Source organism: Arthrobacter sp. zg-Y750 (genome assembly GCF_020907365.1).
GTDB lineage: Bacteria > Actinomycetota > Actinomycetes > Actinomycetales > Micrococcaceae > Arthrobacter_B.
In genome coordinates, this window is sequence record NZ_JAJJOC010000013.1 from 323,279 (window position 1) to 336,299 (window position 13,021).

Annotated in this window: 13 protein-coding genes and 1 pseudogene; 2 read left to right on the plus strand and 12 right to left on the minus strand. The window is 63.3% G+C overall.

The features are described 5' to 3' along the window. Positions 1-38: 38 nt before the first annotated feature. Positions 39-428 (minus strand): phosphoribosyl-AMP cyclohydrolase, encoded by a 390-nt coding sequence (gene hisI, locus LOC57_RS09315; protein ID WP_227911156.1) that lies wholly within the window; start codon positions 426-428, stop codon positions 39-41. 99 nt (positions 429-527) lie between these two features. Here hisI and LOC57_RS09320 point away from each other — a divergent pair, with 99 nt between their 5' ends. Then, positions 528-1,172, plus strand: a complete 645-nt coding sequence (locus LOC57_RS09320) for a TIGR03085 family metal-binding protein (protein ID WP_227911155.1) — start codon at positions 528-530, stop codon at positions 1,170-1,172. Between the two features lie 28 nt (positions 1,173-1,200). Here the strand turns inward: LOC57_RS09320 and LOC57_RS09325 are convergent, their stop codons facing one another. The 3 genes from LOC57_RS09325 to LOC57_RS09335 form a co-directional block, all read right to left on the minus strand. Beyond that, positions 1,201-2,238, minus strand: coding sequence for a DUF808 domain-containing protein (locus LOC57_RS09325; RefSeq protein ID WP_229959300.1), 1,038 nt, complete (start codon positions 2,236-2,238; stop codon positions 1,201-1,203). Positions 2,239-2,403: 165 nt separating this feature from the next. Next, positions 2,404-2,979 (minus strand): hypothetical protein, encoded by a 576-nt coding sequence (locus LOC57_RS09330; protein ID WP_229959302.1) that lies wholly within the window; start codon positions 2,977-2,979, stop codon positions 2,404-2,406. Next, positions 2,976-3,533, minus strand: coding sequence for an RNA 2'-phosphotransferase (locus LOC57_RS09335; RefSeq protein ID WP_229959304.1), 558 nt, complete (start codon positions 3,531-3,533; stop codon positions 2,976-2,978). The genes LOC57_RS09330 and LOC57_RS09335 overlap by 4 nt, the downstream gene beginning before the upstream one ends. Positions 3,534-3,651: 118 nt before the next feature. Between LOC57_RS09335 and LOC57_RS09340 the strand changes: the two are divergent. Then, positions 3,652-4,304, plus strand: a pseudogene (locus LOC57_RS09340) (dihydrofolate reductase family protein). Between the two features lie 49 nt (positions 4,305-4,353). Here the strand turns inward: LOC57_RS09340 and LOC57_RS09345 are convergent. From LOC57_RS09345 to LOC57_RS09380, 8 genes are all read right to left on the minus strand, one after another. After that, the gene (locus tag LOC57_RS09345) at positions 4,354-5,781 is read right to left on the minus strand and encodes an NAD-dependent succinate-semialdehyde dehydrogenase (RefSeq protein ID WP_229959306.1); all 1,428 of its coding nucleotides are present in this window, start codon (positions 5,779-5,781) and stop codon (positions 4,354-4,356) included. Next, positions 5,778-7,010 (minus strand): iron-containing alcohol dehydrogenase, encoded by a 1,233-nt coding sequence (locus LOC57_RS09350; protein ID WP_229959307.1) that lies wholly within the window; start codon positions 7,008-7,010, stop codon positions 5,778-5,780. The genes LOC57_RS09345 and LOC57_RS09350 overlap by 4 nt, the downstream gene beginning before the upstream one ends. 7 nt (positions 7,011-7,017) lie before the next feature. Then, entirely contained in the window at positions 7,018-7,992 is a 975-nt protein-coding gene (locus LOC57_RS09355) for a cyclase family protein (protein ID WP_229959309.1), read from the minus strand. Further along, complete coding sequence (locus tag LOC57_RS09360) at positions 7,976-8,764, minus strand: IclR family transcriptional regulator (RefSeq protein ID WP_229959311.1); 789 nt, start codon at positions 8,762-8,764, stop codon at positions 7,976-7,978. Before LOC57_RS09360 ends, LOC57_RS09355 begins: the two co-directional genes overlap by 17 nt. Before the next feature lie 66 nt (positions 8,765-8,830). Further along, the gene (locus LOC57_RS09365) at positions 8,831-9,904 is read right to left on the minus strand and encodes an extracellular solute-binding protein (RefSeq protein WP_229959313.1); all 1,074 of its coding nucleotides are present in this window, start codon (positions 9,902-9,904) and stop codon (positions 8,831-8,833) included. 210 nt (positions 9,905-10,114) lie between these two features. Beyond that, positions 10,115-11,170 (minus strand): ABC transporter ATP-binding protein, encoded by a 1,056-nt coding sequence (locus LOC57_RS09370; RefSeq protein ID WP_229959315.1) that lies wholly within the window; start codon positions 11,168-11,170, stop codon positions 10,115-10,117. 96 nt (positions 11,171-11,266) lie between these two features. After that, positions 11,267-12,127, minus strand: coding sequence for an ABC transporter permease (locus LOC57_RS09375; RefSeq protein WP_229959317.1), 861 nt, complete (start codon positions 12,125-12,127; stop codon positions 11,267-11,269). Next, positions 12,124-12,969 (minus strand): ABC transporter permease, encoded by an 846-nt coding sequence (locus LOC57_RS09380; RefSeq protein WP_227911143.1) that lies wholly within the window; start codon positions 12,967-12,969, stop codon positions 12,124-12,126. The genes LOC57_RS09375 and LOC57_RS09380 overlap by 4 nt, the downstream gene beginning before the upstream one ends. Positions 12,970-13,021: the final 52 nt, after the last annotated feature.

Sequence of the window (13,021 nt, forward strand, 5' to 3'; positions counted from 1 at the left end):
GGCGGGTGTTTGCGGCCGCGTGTTTGCGGGCGGAATTCTCAGCGGGAGCCGACGACGGCGTCCAGCTCCCGGCCGTCAAAGCAGGTGCGGGTACCGGTGTGGCAGGCCGCTCCAACCTGGTCCACGCGGACCAGCAGCGCGTCGCCGTCGCAGTCCAGCGCCACGGACTTAACCCACTGGGCATGGCCGGAGGTGTCTCCCTTGCGCCAGTATTCCTGCCGGGAGCGGGACCAGAAGGTCACCCGGCCGGTGGTCAGCGTGCGGTGCAGGGCTTCCTCGTCCATCCAGCCCAGCATCAGGACCTCGTTCGTGTCGTACTGCTGGACGACGGCGGCAACCAGCCCGGCGGCGTCGCGCTTGAGGGCCGCACGCAGCTCCGGAGCGAGGTCCGAGGGCTGCTGGTTCTGGGGGAAAGGTGAGGATGGCATCGTCCCAATTCTAGTGCCACGCATTATCTTGCCGCCCAACCCGCGGCAACCCGCCGCTTCGCCGCCGGTTTCGGGCGTTCCATGCTAGTTTCAGCAGTGATGCATTACGTAGAACCGTCCCGTGAAGTCCTCGCCGAGACCTTGCTTGCGGCGGGTCCCCATGCGCCCACGCTCTGCAAGGGGTGGCAGACCAAGGAACTGGCCGCGCACCTGTACCTGCGCGAGCACAAACTCAGTTCGGCCGTGGGCCTCTTCGTCAAGCCCCTGGCCGGCCGTGCGGATAAAGCCCTGGCCGAAGTTGCCGAAAAGGCGTCCACCACGGAAAGCTACGCCAAGCTGGTCCGCCGGTTCCGTTCCGGCCCGCCCGCGTACTCCCCCATGCACCTGAAGGCGGTGGACAACAGCGCGAACCTCAGTGAGTACTTTGTGCACACCGAAGACGTCCGCCGCGCCTCGGACCGCTGGGCGCCGCGCGCCCTGGACAGCGAGTACTCGGACGCGCTCTGGGCCGAACTGATCAAGCGTGCCGCCATCCTGTACCGAGGTGTGGACCTGGGCATTGTGCTGGTCCGTCCGGACGGACCCCGGCATGTGGCCAAGCGCGCACCGGTCTCCGTGGCCATCGTGGGCGAACCGGGGGAACTGCTGATGCACGCCCACGGCCGTACCCGGCACGCGCTGGTCATGTACGAAGGCCAGCCCGACGCCGTCGCACTGCTGGAAAGTGCGGAGATCGGGATCTAGGTCCCAATCCCCGCACGTCCGCGGGTGGTTAGCTGGCGGAGTCGGCTTCGGGTTTCTCCGGGCTGTGCCCGGCTGCGGCGGCCCGGGCGTCACCGTCCTCATGTCCGTCCTTCTTGCCATCCTTCTTACCGAAGGGCAGGACCTTTTTCAGCGGGTGCGCCACGGCCATGACAACCAGGCCCCAAACCAGTCCGACGATGGCCGAGCACAGCGTGTTCACGAGCCACCCCAGGATGCCGCCCACCACCGCAAGGCCGGCGACGGGGTGCTCCAGCGTGTGGACCAAGTCATACGGCGCGTGCCAGCCGAGGTCGGCTGCCCCCACCAGCATGATGTGGCCACCCACCCAGAGCATGGCAATGGTTCCCACAAAAGTAATGACAGCCAGCACGTGGGGCATGCCGCGGACCAGCAGTCCGCCCAGGCGCTGTGAGCTTGCCGAGTCCTTTTGGGCCAGGTGCAGGCCGATGTCGTCCATCTTGACGATCAGCCCGACGGCTCCGTAGACGAGAATCGTGATGGCAATGGCCACAAACACAAGGATGACCGCGCGGATCCAAATGGACGCGTCGCCCACCTCGTTCATGGCGATGACCATGATTTCGCAGGACAGGATGAAGTCGGTGGTGATGGCGCCCTTGACTACCTTGGACTCGGCGTCGGGTCCGCGCTCCACCGCCGGTGCGTCTTTTTCTGCGGCGGCATGGGAGCCGAAGAACTTGTGCCATACCTTCTCCGCACCTTCGTAGCAGAGGTACGTGCCGCCGAGCATCAGGATGAACGGGATCACACCGGGGATGAAGGCGCTGATCAGCAGCAGGGCCGGGAGGATGAACAGGAGCTTGTTGCGAAGCGAGCCCCAGAAGATCTTTTTGATCATTGGCAGTTCGCGGGACGGGTCGGCGCCGGACACGTATTGCGGGGTCACGGCGGCGTCGTCAATCACGACGCCGGCGGCCTTGGCTCCCGCTTTCGCTGCTCCGGCGGCGATGTCATCCACCGAGGCGGCGGCTATGCGTGCCAGGGCAGCGACGTCATCCAGCAGGGCTACGAGTCCCCCGCTCACAGTGCGGGTCCAAGCTGATACGGGACGGGCAGTTGTTCGGAGGTGGCGCCCTCGAGGCGCAGAATTGCCATGGTGCCAATTATATGGGGGCCGGGACGGCGCTCATCTACGTCTTCGCTGCCGGAGCTTCGACCCCGTCCGTGGTGTCTGCAATGCCCCCGTCCCTCATGGGCGCCCCTCCTCCCCTGTTTGCGCATTGGCGAAATCGGTGAGGATTTGCAGGAGGGTTTCGTATTCGGCGTTCAGCTCCTCATCAAAGGCTCCGTCGCGGCAGACATAACGGTCGCTAAGACTGCCCACGCCTCGTCCAAAACTGCCGGAAACCCACTCCCTTGCCTCGGCTACCATGCCGGGGGACGTGTCGGTTCGAAGCTGCCAGGCAAGAGCTTCATACTTCTGCGCCAACGGGCCGAGGCCCATGACTCTCAGGATCGAGGCAAAACGGGACATGTCGTCCGGCAAGAAAAGAAGGCTGCCGGCCGGAAGCGGGCGCCCGTACGGGTAGTCCACCCATTGGCCCGGCATCCCTTTGCCTGCCACAGCCCTGGCTCCGTTTACCGTTGAATGGAAGTCAGCCGGATAGCGGGCGCCTTGCAGCACGTCATCAATATTGACGCCCGATTGCACTTCGCCGTTTGCATAGCGCACGTCGTAGGAAAGATATGCTGCGCCGAAAAACAGGGACCGGCGTTGGCGCGGCACCCAGGTTGCCCGCACATGGATCGGCACCGGGTTTTTCACGGGCTTTCCCGCACCGCCGGAGCGGGGATCTCGTCCGCGAGCCATACGCCCGAATCGGACCGGTAGAAGCTGATTCCCTGTGCCGCGGCGATGCCGGTATCGATGGCCAGGATCACCGGCTCCGCATCTTTGCGCCGCCCCACTTCCCGCGCCTGTTCCACGGTGTCTGCCAGGTGGACGTACTGCCGCCGCATGGGGAGGATTCCGGACTCCCGGATGGCGGCCGCAGCAGCGCGGGCCGTTCCATGGAAAAGCACGGCCGGGGGCTGGACCGGATCGGAAACCTGCTGCACGGGGACGGAATGTCCGTGCACCGCCCGTATCCTGCCCTCGCGTATCTGGTGCCGCTTCTTCACAGCCGCTTCCAGCACCTCATCCAGCATGGCCTCGTCGACGGACTCCCACTGCGGGCCCATCCGGTGCAGTGCAGCAAGCACCTCGGTGACCGGTGCCCATCCTTCCGCGTCCAGGCTCAGGCCGTACTCTGCCGGGGCATGGCGCAGCGCGTGGGACAGCACCTTGCTGATGTCCAACGCCGTCGGTGAGGCGGTCATGGCGAAAGTCCTTTCATCTGCATGCCGGACTCACCTTCACAGAATGCCGGCGGGGATTGAACCTGCATTATGCCCTAATTAGCGTTGGAGCCTCCGCCCACCCCACCGGGAGCCGATCATGACCCGTGTCCGAGTCGACCTCAACATCTCGCTGGACGGTTTCGCCACCACCACCGACCAGACTCCGGAGAACCCGTTCGGTGCGGACTGGGCGCGGCTCACCGCCGCCTATGTGGCCACAAGGACGTTCCGGGAGCGGGTGCAGGACCGAAGCGGCGAGGGAACCACCGGCGTCGACGACCGTTATGCCCAGCGCTACTTCGAAGACATCGGCGCGGAAATCATGGGCGCCGGGATGTTCGGCCTGCATGCGAACCCCGACGACGCCGACTGGCAAGGCTGGTGGGGCGAGGATCCGCCCTTCCATGTGCCTGTTTTCGTGCTGACGCACACCGCCCGCCCGCCGCTGGACATGGCCGGCGGCACCAGCTTCCACTTCCTCAGCGCGTCACCGCAGGAAGCCCTGGATACTGCAATCGAAGCTGCCGGCGGCGGCGACGTACGCATCGGGGGCGTGCGGAGACGGTGCGCGAATTCCTCCGGGCCGGTCTTGTTGATGACCTCCACGTTGGCATTGCCCCCATCATCCTTGGGCGCGGCACACGGCTCTGGGACGATCTGCGGGGCCTGGAGGCGGACTGCGAGGTCAGCTCGGAAGCGGCACCAAGCGGGACCACCCATGTCACATTCCGGCGGCGGGTCAGAGCATGAAGGGGAACGAAACTGCGCCCCGCTGCTGCAGCTCCGTATCCGCCGGAACTCAGGCAGTGAGCGCGATGTACTTTTCTTCCAGGAACTCGAGGATTCCCTCTGACCCTCCTTCCCGTCCGAGCCCACTCTGCTTCACTCCGCCAAACGGTGCCGCCGGGTCGCTCACCACTCCCCGGTTGACCGCAACCATCCCGGCTTCGAGCTGCCGTGCGACGGACAGGGCTTCCCGTTCCTCTCCGAAGACGTAGGCCATGAGACCGTACTCGGTGTCGTTCGCCATCCGGATCGCCTCATCTACGTCGTCGTACACCACAACAGCGGTTACCGGCCCGAAGATCTCGGTTGAGTTGATGCGCGCCCCATGCTTGACGCCGGTAAGAAGGGTCGCGTCATAGAACGCGCCACCCGTGTGGCTGTGCCCTCCCTGCACGATGGTTGCCCCCTCCGACACAGCCGAGGTGACCAGGGCCGCTACTTTGTCGCGTTCCGCAACGGATACAAGCGCCCCCAACCGGTTGGTCCGCTCCATTCCCGGACCGGCTGTGTACTCAGTCAAAGAGTCCGCGAACCTTGAGATAAATGCATCGTGGAGCGAGGAGTGGACGTAGAAACGGTTCGCAGCGGTGCACGCGGAGCCGCCGTTACGCATCTTGGCGAGAAGTGCGCCCTCAACAGCTGTGTCCAGATCCGCCCCCGGCAGCACGATGGCGGGAGCGTTTCCGCCCAGCTCCATGGACGCGCTTACGACGCTGCCGGCACATTCGCGCAGCAGGTCCCGGCCCACCTCAGTCGATCCTGTGAAGGAAAGCTTGCGCACTTCGGGGCGGGCAATCATTTTCGCGACGAGGGGACCTGTAGGAACCGGGGTGACGAGGTTGACGACTCCTTGCGGCACACCCACCCGGCGCAACACCTCGACGATGTAGGCGGCGGTCAGCGGAGTCTCCCGGGCGGGCTTGAGGATGGCGGTGCACCCTGCGGCAAGTGCCGGCGCGAGTTTCCGGGTCGCCATTGCGGCCGGAAAGTTCCAGGGGGTGATCAGCAGGGAGACTCCGACAGGTTGCCGCTCAACCAGGATGCGTTTATCCCCGGACGGGGACAGGCGGTCATCCCCCGGTATCCGGACAGCTTCTTCGGAAAACCAGCGGAAGAATTCCTTGGCGTAGTTTGCTTCCGCCACGGCATCTGCCCAGGACTTCCCATTTTCGCGCACCATGACCTCAGCGAAGATCTCCACTTCTTCTGTGAGGACCTCGTAGGCGCTGCGCAGCAGTTCACTGCGGGTCCGGGGAGCGGTCGCCGCCCACGGTTCCTGTGCCTTGGCGGCCGCGTCAACAGCGGCCATACAGTCTTCCTCGGTCGCGACGGCGAAACGCGCAATGGTGGAAAGGTTTGACGGGTCAATAACGTCGAAACGCTCCCCTGAGGAGCCAGGCCGCCAGTTGCCGTCAATGAACAGGTCGGACAGGTAGGTCACGCGGGACTCCCGTTGCTGAGGGTGCCGGCGAAGGCACGGGTGAGGATATCGACGAGAAGCTCCGGCGTCGCGGATGCGGGGGCGATGGCGACAAGGCGCTGGGATGCCATCCCCAACTGCGCGATGTGCGGCAGCTGTTCTTCGGTAATCCCGATCTCACGCAGTGAGCGGGGAACCCCGATGGCTTCATTGATGGCGACAATCGCCTTAACGGCGTCGGATGCGCGCTGGTCGGGCAAGCTCGCGTTGGACCCGAGCGCAGTACCGATGGCTGCTATCCGGTGCATCGTCTCCGGATCTGTCCGGCAGGCATCGAGCACATAGGGCAGGAGCAAACCCGTGCCCAGTCCGTGGGGGGTCTTGGATAAGGCACCTATGGGGTATTGGAGAGCATGCGAGAGATGCGTCCCGGTGGATCCGAACGATATTCCACCGAGGAGGGCCCCGAGGGAGACCTGTTCCCGCGCTTCCCTGTTCTCCGGATCGGCGACAGCGACGGGCAGCCAGGTACCGAGTGTCGCTATCCCCTGCATCGCAAGTGTCTCTGCAAAAATATTGCGGCCCGTAAATACCGGAAGGGCCGAAGACCAATCCAGCGGGAGGGTGGCTGCAGTGAAAGACTCGACCAGATGCACCAGCGCGTCGATTCCGGAGAAGGCTGTGACTGCGGCGGGTGCACCGAACGTAAATTCAGGGTCAACGACGGCAGCCACCGGGATGAGGAAAGGACTCGATATACCGACTTTCAGCGCCAGATCCGGGTCGGACACGACGGCGACGGGAGTGACCTCCGAGCCGGTCCCGGCGGTCGTTGGAACCGCAACTATGGGAACGATTGGTCCGGGGACAGCATTCTCGCCGTAGTAACCGCTGAGCGGTCCGCCGTGCGCGGCGAGCAGCCCAATGAGCTTCGCCGCATCCAGGGTGCTGCCCCCTCCGACAGCCAAGATGGCGTCCGGGGCCAGGGAACGCGCCATCGTTCCCGCGGCGTCCAGTGACGTGGCAGGCAGTTCAGCACTGATGTCGCTGTACACGGTGACATCGAAGCCGTTGCCGCGCAGTTCGGCCAGCAGAGTGCGGAACAGCTTCGTCGCCGGAAGAAACGGATCTACGACGGCGAGCACACGGGTGCCATGAAGCTTGAGTAGCTCGGGCAACTGGGCCCGCGTGCCATAACCGAAGTGGACGTGGGCTGGCAGCCGGAGCGTCCCGGTCAGAGAGGGATTCATAGTTCTCCTATTTGAAAGCCATGGCGTTGGGCGGCGACCCGACACCTCCGGGAATATTCAGTGGCTTGCAGGTGACGAAACATTCGTAGACCCCGTCCGCCGCGCAGTCCTCAGCAAGTTCGTCGAGTTTCCACAGCTCCCCCAATGCCATTCCAAGGAGGGCAATTAGCGGACGATGCAACATTCCGCTGTGGTCGACGCCGATAGCCGGCGGTGAGTCCCCGGGAGTCCGAAAGTCGGAGTCGATGACGGGATCGGCTTCCACGGCGAGGTTGTCCGCTGCGACAAGCGCGATTTCGTGGTCCCAGAGCCACCGGAGCGTGGATTCGCGTTGCGCGAGGCCGGGCGATTGCCGCCACGGGTCCGAGAGGCGGCGTTCGGGGGTCTTTGCGAGGTAGTCCTCGGCCCAAGCGGTGCGCAGGAGCAGTATGTCCCCTCCCTGCCAGGAAACGTTCTGGCTCTCCGCTATTTCGTCGAGAAGATCCGCGCCGATCGCGATCGTTGACGATGCATCGTAGGACAGGCTCCGTTTGGCGAAAAACCGTGGAACATCGAGCAGGACTCCCCGTCCGGCAATACCGGAAGCGGCCCAATTGTGGATGCCCAGCCGTACCGAATCGCCAGAATTCTCTTCCGCGGACAGGCCGTTGTAGAAACCGTATTCGGGATGGCCAATGTGGCGGAGCGCATCTATCTGGGAGGAGGACTGCAAATAGAACGAATCAACCCAGTCATCCCGATGCCATGTGTTGTTGGAGAACACCGAGTGCTGCAGCGGACGGCGGGTTCCGGTCGGATACGGCTCGAAGGCAGTGACGGGATGGTCAAGTCCGAAACGGCGGCCGGACCGGATCAGCCGGGCCGCTGATGCGATCCGTTCAGGAGTTAGAAAGTTGATGGTGCCGAGCTGATCGTCCCTTCCGAAGACGTTCCAGCTCGACTGCGGCGGCTCGGCGGAGGCGAGCTCATCGTAGGTCGGCAATCTGTTGTCCTTCTTGGCCGCCGCCCAGTTCGTCGCTGAGTGCGGCCGCGGTTCCCGTGAGCCGGGTGAGGATGGGTGAGCCGGGACTGAGGTCTGCAGTCCGGTCGGCGCCGAGAAGCGCGACCGTGGCGGCGATACCGTATTCGTCAAAGACTGGGACGGCGACGCCGAAGAGTCCCCCGGGATGGTGGGCAATGCTGTAGCCGTGTCGGCGGGCGTTGTAGATTGCCGCATCAAGTTCTGCCCGCTGGGCAGCGGACAGGCCCGCTGCGATCGAGGCGGCGGCATGCGGGTCCTTGAGGTAGGCAAGGAACACCTGGGTTTGCGCTGCGGTGGTCTCCAGGAGCGAACCGGGGCGGACAGTCACGATGATCGTTTGGTTCCGGTCTTCCTCCACGAGGGTGGCCACAGGCCCGCCCACCCCCCAGAGACTGAGGACGGCCGTCATCCGGACGGCGCCGCTCAGTTCCGCCAGGTAGGGCGGTGCAATTGAAACCACCCGTCGCCGGCTGAGCGCGTGGATGCCAAGTTGCAGCATCAGGCCGCCAAGGATGAAAGCTCCCCGCCGCGGGCTTCGTTCCAGGATTCCAGCCGCCACCAGCGCCATGCAGTACCGATAGGCGGTCGTTCTGTTCAATTCGAGCCGCGTTGCCACCTCTACGGCCGTAAGCTCGACCGTGTGGGGACCGAACAGAGCGCAGATCTGCGCTGCCCGGGAAACTGCCTGAATGTCGTAACCGGATGTCTCGGCACTGCCCTCCATGTTCACCATTCAAGAAGGATAGTTCAAATGGAGAACATGTCAGGGAACCCCGGCCGGAGCGAACCGGGGTCCGTCTCATCCCGCCAGCCACGTAGTGACCTTGGTGGATGCTTCGTTGAAATTCTTGGCGTACCAATCCACGTCCTGGAGGATCGTCTGTCCGGTGTTCACCTTTCCGCCTACTTCAACCTTGGACGTGTACTCATCAAGTTTGGGCTTCGCCTCGGTATTGACGGGTGCAACCCCGAGCAATTCCGCAATCTGCGCAGCCGGGCCCGGTTCCACGACGCTGGCCAGGAAGCCCTCCACATCAGCTTTTTTCTTGGAGCCCAACGGCACGGCAAATGCGTTCAGTGAGGTGACAGTGACGTCCCAGACGATGGTGATGTCGTCGTTTTCCTTAAGGAGGGGAACGAGTCGCGAGTCGGGAAGGAAGAACATATCGACCTGATCGGCGCTAACGGCCTGCTGCAGTGCGCCTACGTTGGGCGCGAAGGTGGTGACGTCCCGGATGGTGTCCAGCTTCTCCAATGCACGGTCCACATCGAGCGGGTACATTGCGTCGGGTTTCACCCCGTCAGCCGTAAGGGCGTACTCGAGGATACCGTTCTGCAGGTTCGTGACCATGCCGCGTTGTCCCGGAAAGGCCTTTGTGTCGAAGAAGTCGGCAATGCTTTCAGGCCCCTTGCCGGCCGGGAAAGCATCCGTTCGATAGGCCATGGGCGTGGCATTGATCCAGTTGCCGAGGTAACACTCCCCTACGGTTCCGGGGGCGAGGTTTGTCTGGTCAACGGAAGACAGGTCGAGTTTCTCGAACAGGGTGCCGCAATTCTGTTCCGCCGCGTACGGAGCCACCGCCATGACATCCCACTGCACGGCGCCGGCCTCCACCTGCGCCTTCACCTGCGCTACATCGGGCGGGGAAGTATTCACGAAGGTCACGTTGGAGTGGCTGGAGGTGTACGGCTTTTGCCACGCTTCAATCTGGGCTGCCTGGCCGTCGCCACCGTAACCCACGTAGGTGATCTGGACGGGTGCATCAGCTGCGTCTTCGCCGGCCGCTCCTGAGGAGCTTGCGCAGCCCGCAAGAAGTCCGGTGACGGCGATGACGCTGACGACGGGTGCGAAAACAAATCTGGATCTGGACATCATTGTCACTTTCCTTTGGTTTGTGGCCGAAAACCGCGACCGGTATTGTTCAGGATATGAATATTTGTTTCACCAGATGAAAGATAGTGAGACCGTAGCACCCGCAACTCCGGGAAACCAGTGCGGCACCGAAAACACTTATCCGAGAGGGGTGCAGGGGCGCCCATCATGCGGACAACTGATCGACGAACCGGTGCGGACAGGGGTCCGCTAGGCGGCAACGACACGCTGTCGCTCAGGGCGCCACCAGGCGGTGACCTGGTCGCCGACAGTCAACGTTGATTCGGATGCATCAATCCGCGCGCGGCCACGAAGGCCGTTTCCGCCGAGATGCAGCAGGGCGGCGCGATAGGACCCCATGTATTCGAGGTCTTGAATAGTGGCTGAGACAGCATTCGCGCCGGGCGGCACGGATACGGGATCGCGGGCGATAAAGAGGTCTTCAGGACGGACCACAATGGCAGCATGTGAAAGGACGCCCGGATGCCCCGCAACGGTGTAGGAGTCCACGGTCCACCGGCAGTCTTCCCAGCCCGCGTGCGTCCCGAATCCTTTGTCGCCCAGATCGAACACGTTCGAATCGCCCAGGAACGTTGCAGTGAAAAGTGTTTCAGGCTCACGGTATAGCTGTTCCGGAGTGCCTACCTGCTCAATGCGGCCGTTGTTGAACAGGGCAATCCGGTCGGAGAGGTTCATGGCCTCTTCCTGATCATGGGTCACGAATACGAAGGTGGAACCCACCTCTCGGTGGATTCGCCGGATCTCTTCCTGGAGGGTTCCCCGAAGATTCCGGTCGAGCGCTCCCAACGGTTCATCGAGAAGCAACGCCTCGGGCTGGAAGACAATCGCCCGGGCGAGGGCAACGCGCTGCTGCTGCCCTCCCGATAGCTGTGCCGGGTAATTTCCGTCGCGCCCGGGCAGCTGCACCAGGTTGAGCACTTCGGACACGCGCCGCGCAATATCGGTTTTCGCCATCTTCCGCTCACGGAGCGGGTAACCGACGTTCTGGGCAACCGTCATGTGGGGGAACAGTGCGTAGTTCTGGAACAGCATTCCCAGATTCCGCTTATGCGGTGGAAGTGAACCTACGTCCGTCCCGTTGAGGGCGATTGTCCCGCCGGACAAAGTATCGAATCCGGCAATGAGGTTCAGCGTTGTGGTCTTGCCGGATCCGCTTGGTCCGAGGAACGTCATGAACTCCCCCGGTTCAATCGTCAGGGAGATGTCATCAACGGCGGGGACGGCCAGTCCGTAGTCCTTTGTCACGCCGGTCAACCGGATTTGGGTGCCCCGGCGGGCCGTCCGCGGGGATGCCTTCCCGTGGAGAACTGATTTTTCATTTGAGAGGGTCACTGCGTACTCCTAATCGGTCTTCTTGCGGTTGCCCATGAGCTGCGGCACCAGGAAAAGGACGGTAACTGCGACGACGATGAGGCTCGATGCCGCGGAAATTGTGGGATCGAGCTCAAAGGTGACGCTGTTGTACATCTGCACTGGCAGGGTTTGGAACGTCGGCGACCGCAGGAACAATGCGATGACCACCTCGTCGAAGGACGTAGCGAAAGCGAAGACCGCACCGCTGAGGATGCCGCGGCTGATGAGCGGCATGGTGACGGTCAGGAAGGAACGTATCGGGGAGGCCCCCAGGGAGGCCGCGGCCCGCAGCAGCTGTGGGTCGAAACCGCCAAGTGCACTGGTGACGGCGACCAGCACGAAGGGGACACCGAGGGCGGCATGTGCCAGCACGTATCCGGGTAGCGAGCCGGTCAGATGCCATTTGAGGAACGAGATGTATACGGCCACCGCAATGACGATCGAGGGGGTCACCATGGACACCATAAGGAGGGTGCGAAGGAAGGATGCGGCCCTGCCGGTCATCCGGTTCAATCCCACCGCAGCCGCTGTGCCGACTATTGTGGCCAGGGCTGCCGCTGAAACGGCCACAAGAAAGGAATTGCCGAGCGATGTGAGCCAGATGGGGTTGGTAAAGAAGTTTGTGTACCACCGCAGCGTGAACCCCTCCGGGGGAAACTTGAAGGCAGAAGTCGTGGAGAAGCTGGAGGGGATCACCACGAGGGTGGGCAGGATGAGGAAGAGAGCCACGCCGGCACCGACTATCCATAGCCAGACGGGTATCGGATCCACCCCCCGGTTCCGGCGTCGGCTACTGCGTGGAACAGGGGACTTTTTGTAGCCGTTCTCCGTCTGCTGCCGGCTGGTCATGGTGTGTCCTTTGTCTTTGAGGTGGCCACGACGCCGATCGCGGAGATCGTGCCGCCGATCCGGTTTGCCCAGACGACCAGCACGAGCGTGACCACCAGGACGAGCAGCCCCAGGGCGCTGGCTCCGCCAAAGTCGAGGAGCTGAGTGGTGCGTTGAGCGAGGAGCTGTGCGATGAGGGACTGCTGCGGGGAGCCGAGGAGCGCCGGGGTCACATAGAAACCGAGGCTTAGCGTGAAGACCAGGATCAGTCCCGAAACAACCCCGCTGCGCGAGAGGGGCCAGTAGACCTTCCAGAACGCCGCCAGTGGAGACGAACCCAGGCCCTGCGCGGCCAGGAGCAACTTGCGGTCGATGGAACCGAGGGTGCTGTACAGCGGGAGCACCATGAACGGCAGCAGGACCTGGCTCATGGCTACCGTGACGCCCACCACGGTCCCATAGAACACGACGTCGTCGGCTCCCAGGGCGTCGAAGAGGTTCTGCACCGGCCCCCCGCGCTGAAGCAGGACAATCCACGAGAAATTACGGGCCATCACGGATGTCCAAAACGGGACAAGGACAATTACCAGCAGCACTCCCCGGAAACGCGGGCCGACCCTGGTCATGAGGTAGGCGTAGGGATATCCAAGGAGGAATGTCACAACGGTAACCATGGCTGCCGTCCCGGCTGTCCTGCCGAGCACGGTCATCGTAACGCCGTCCGTGAAGAGTGCTTCGTAGTTGGCAAGGGTGAAGTCGGGCGCGCCAAAGCTGCGGAAGAGGCTCTGGACCAGAGGTAGGAGGAGCACTCCGGCGACGAGCGCAAGAGCCGGGGCCAGAAGGACCCAATTCGAGCGCGGCATACGCGCTGTTCGTGATACTCGGGTCATTGTCTAGTCATCCGTTCGGGATAAG

Bases quoted from the DNA above. Each gene is read 5' to 3' on its own strand.
- hisI (WP_227911156.1), bottom strand. From the start codon at position 428: ATGCCATCCTCACCTTTCCCCCAGAACCAGCAGCCCTCGGACCTCGCT.
- LOC57_RS09320 (WP_227911155.1), top strand. From the start codon at position 528: ATGCATTACGTAGAACCGTCCCGTGAAGTCCTCGCCGAGACCTTGCTT.
- LOC57_RS09335 (WP_229959304.1), bottom strand. From the start codon at position 3,533: ATGACCGCCTCACCGACGGCGTTGGACATCAGCAAGGTGCTGTCCCAC.
- LOC57_RS09350 (WP_229959307.1), bottom strand. From the start codon at position 7,010: ATGAATCCCTCTCTGACCGGGACGCTCCGGCTGCCAGCCCACGTCCAC.
- LOC57_RS09360 (WP_229959311.1), bottom strand. From the start codon at position 8,764: ATGGTGAACATGGAGGGCAGTGCCGAGACATCCGGTTACGACATTCAG.
- LOC57_RS09365 (WP_229959313.1), bottom strand. From the start codon at position 9,904: ATGTCCAGATCCAGATTTGTTTTCGCACCCGTCGTCAGCGTCATCGCC.
- LOC57_RS09375 (WP_229959317.1), bottom strand. From the start codon at position 12,127: ATGACCAGCCGGCAGCAGACGGAGAACGGCTACAAAAAGTCCCCTGTT.
- LOC57_RS09380 (WP_227911143.1), bottom strand. From the start codon at position 12,969: ATGCCGCGCTCGAATTGGGTCCTTCTGGCCCCGGCTCTTGCGCTCGTC.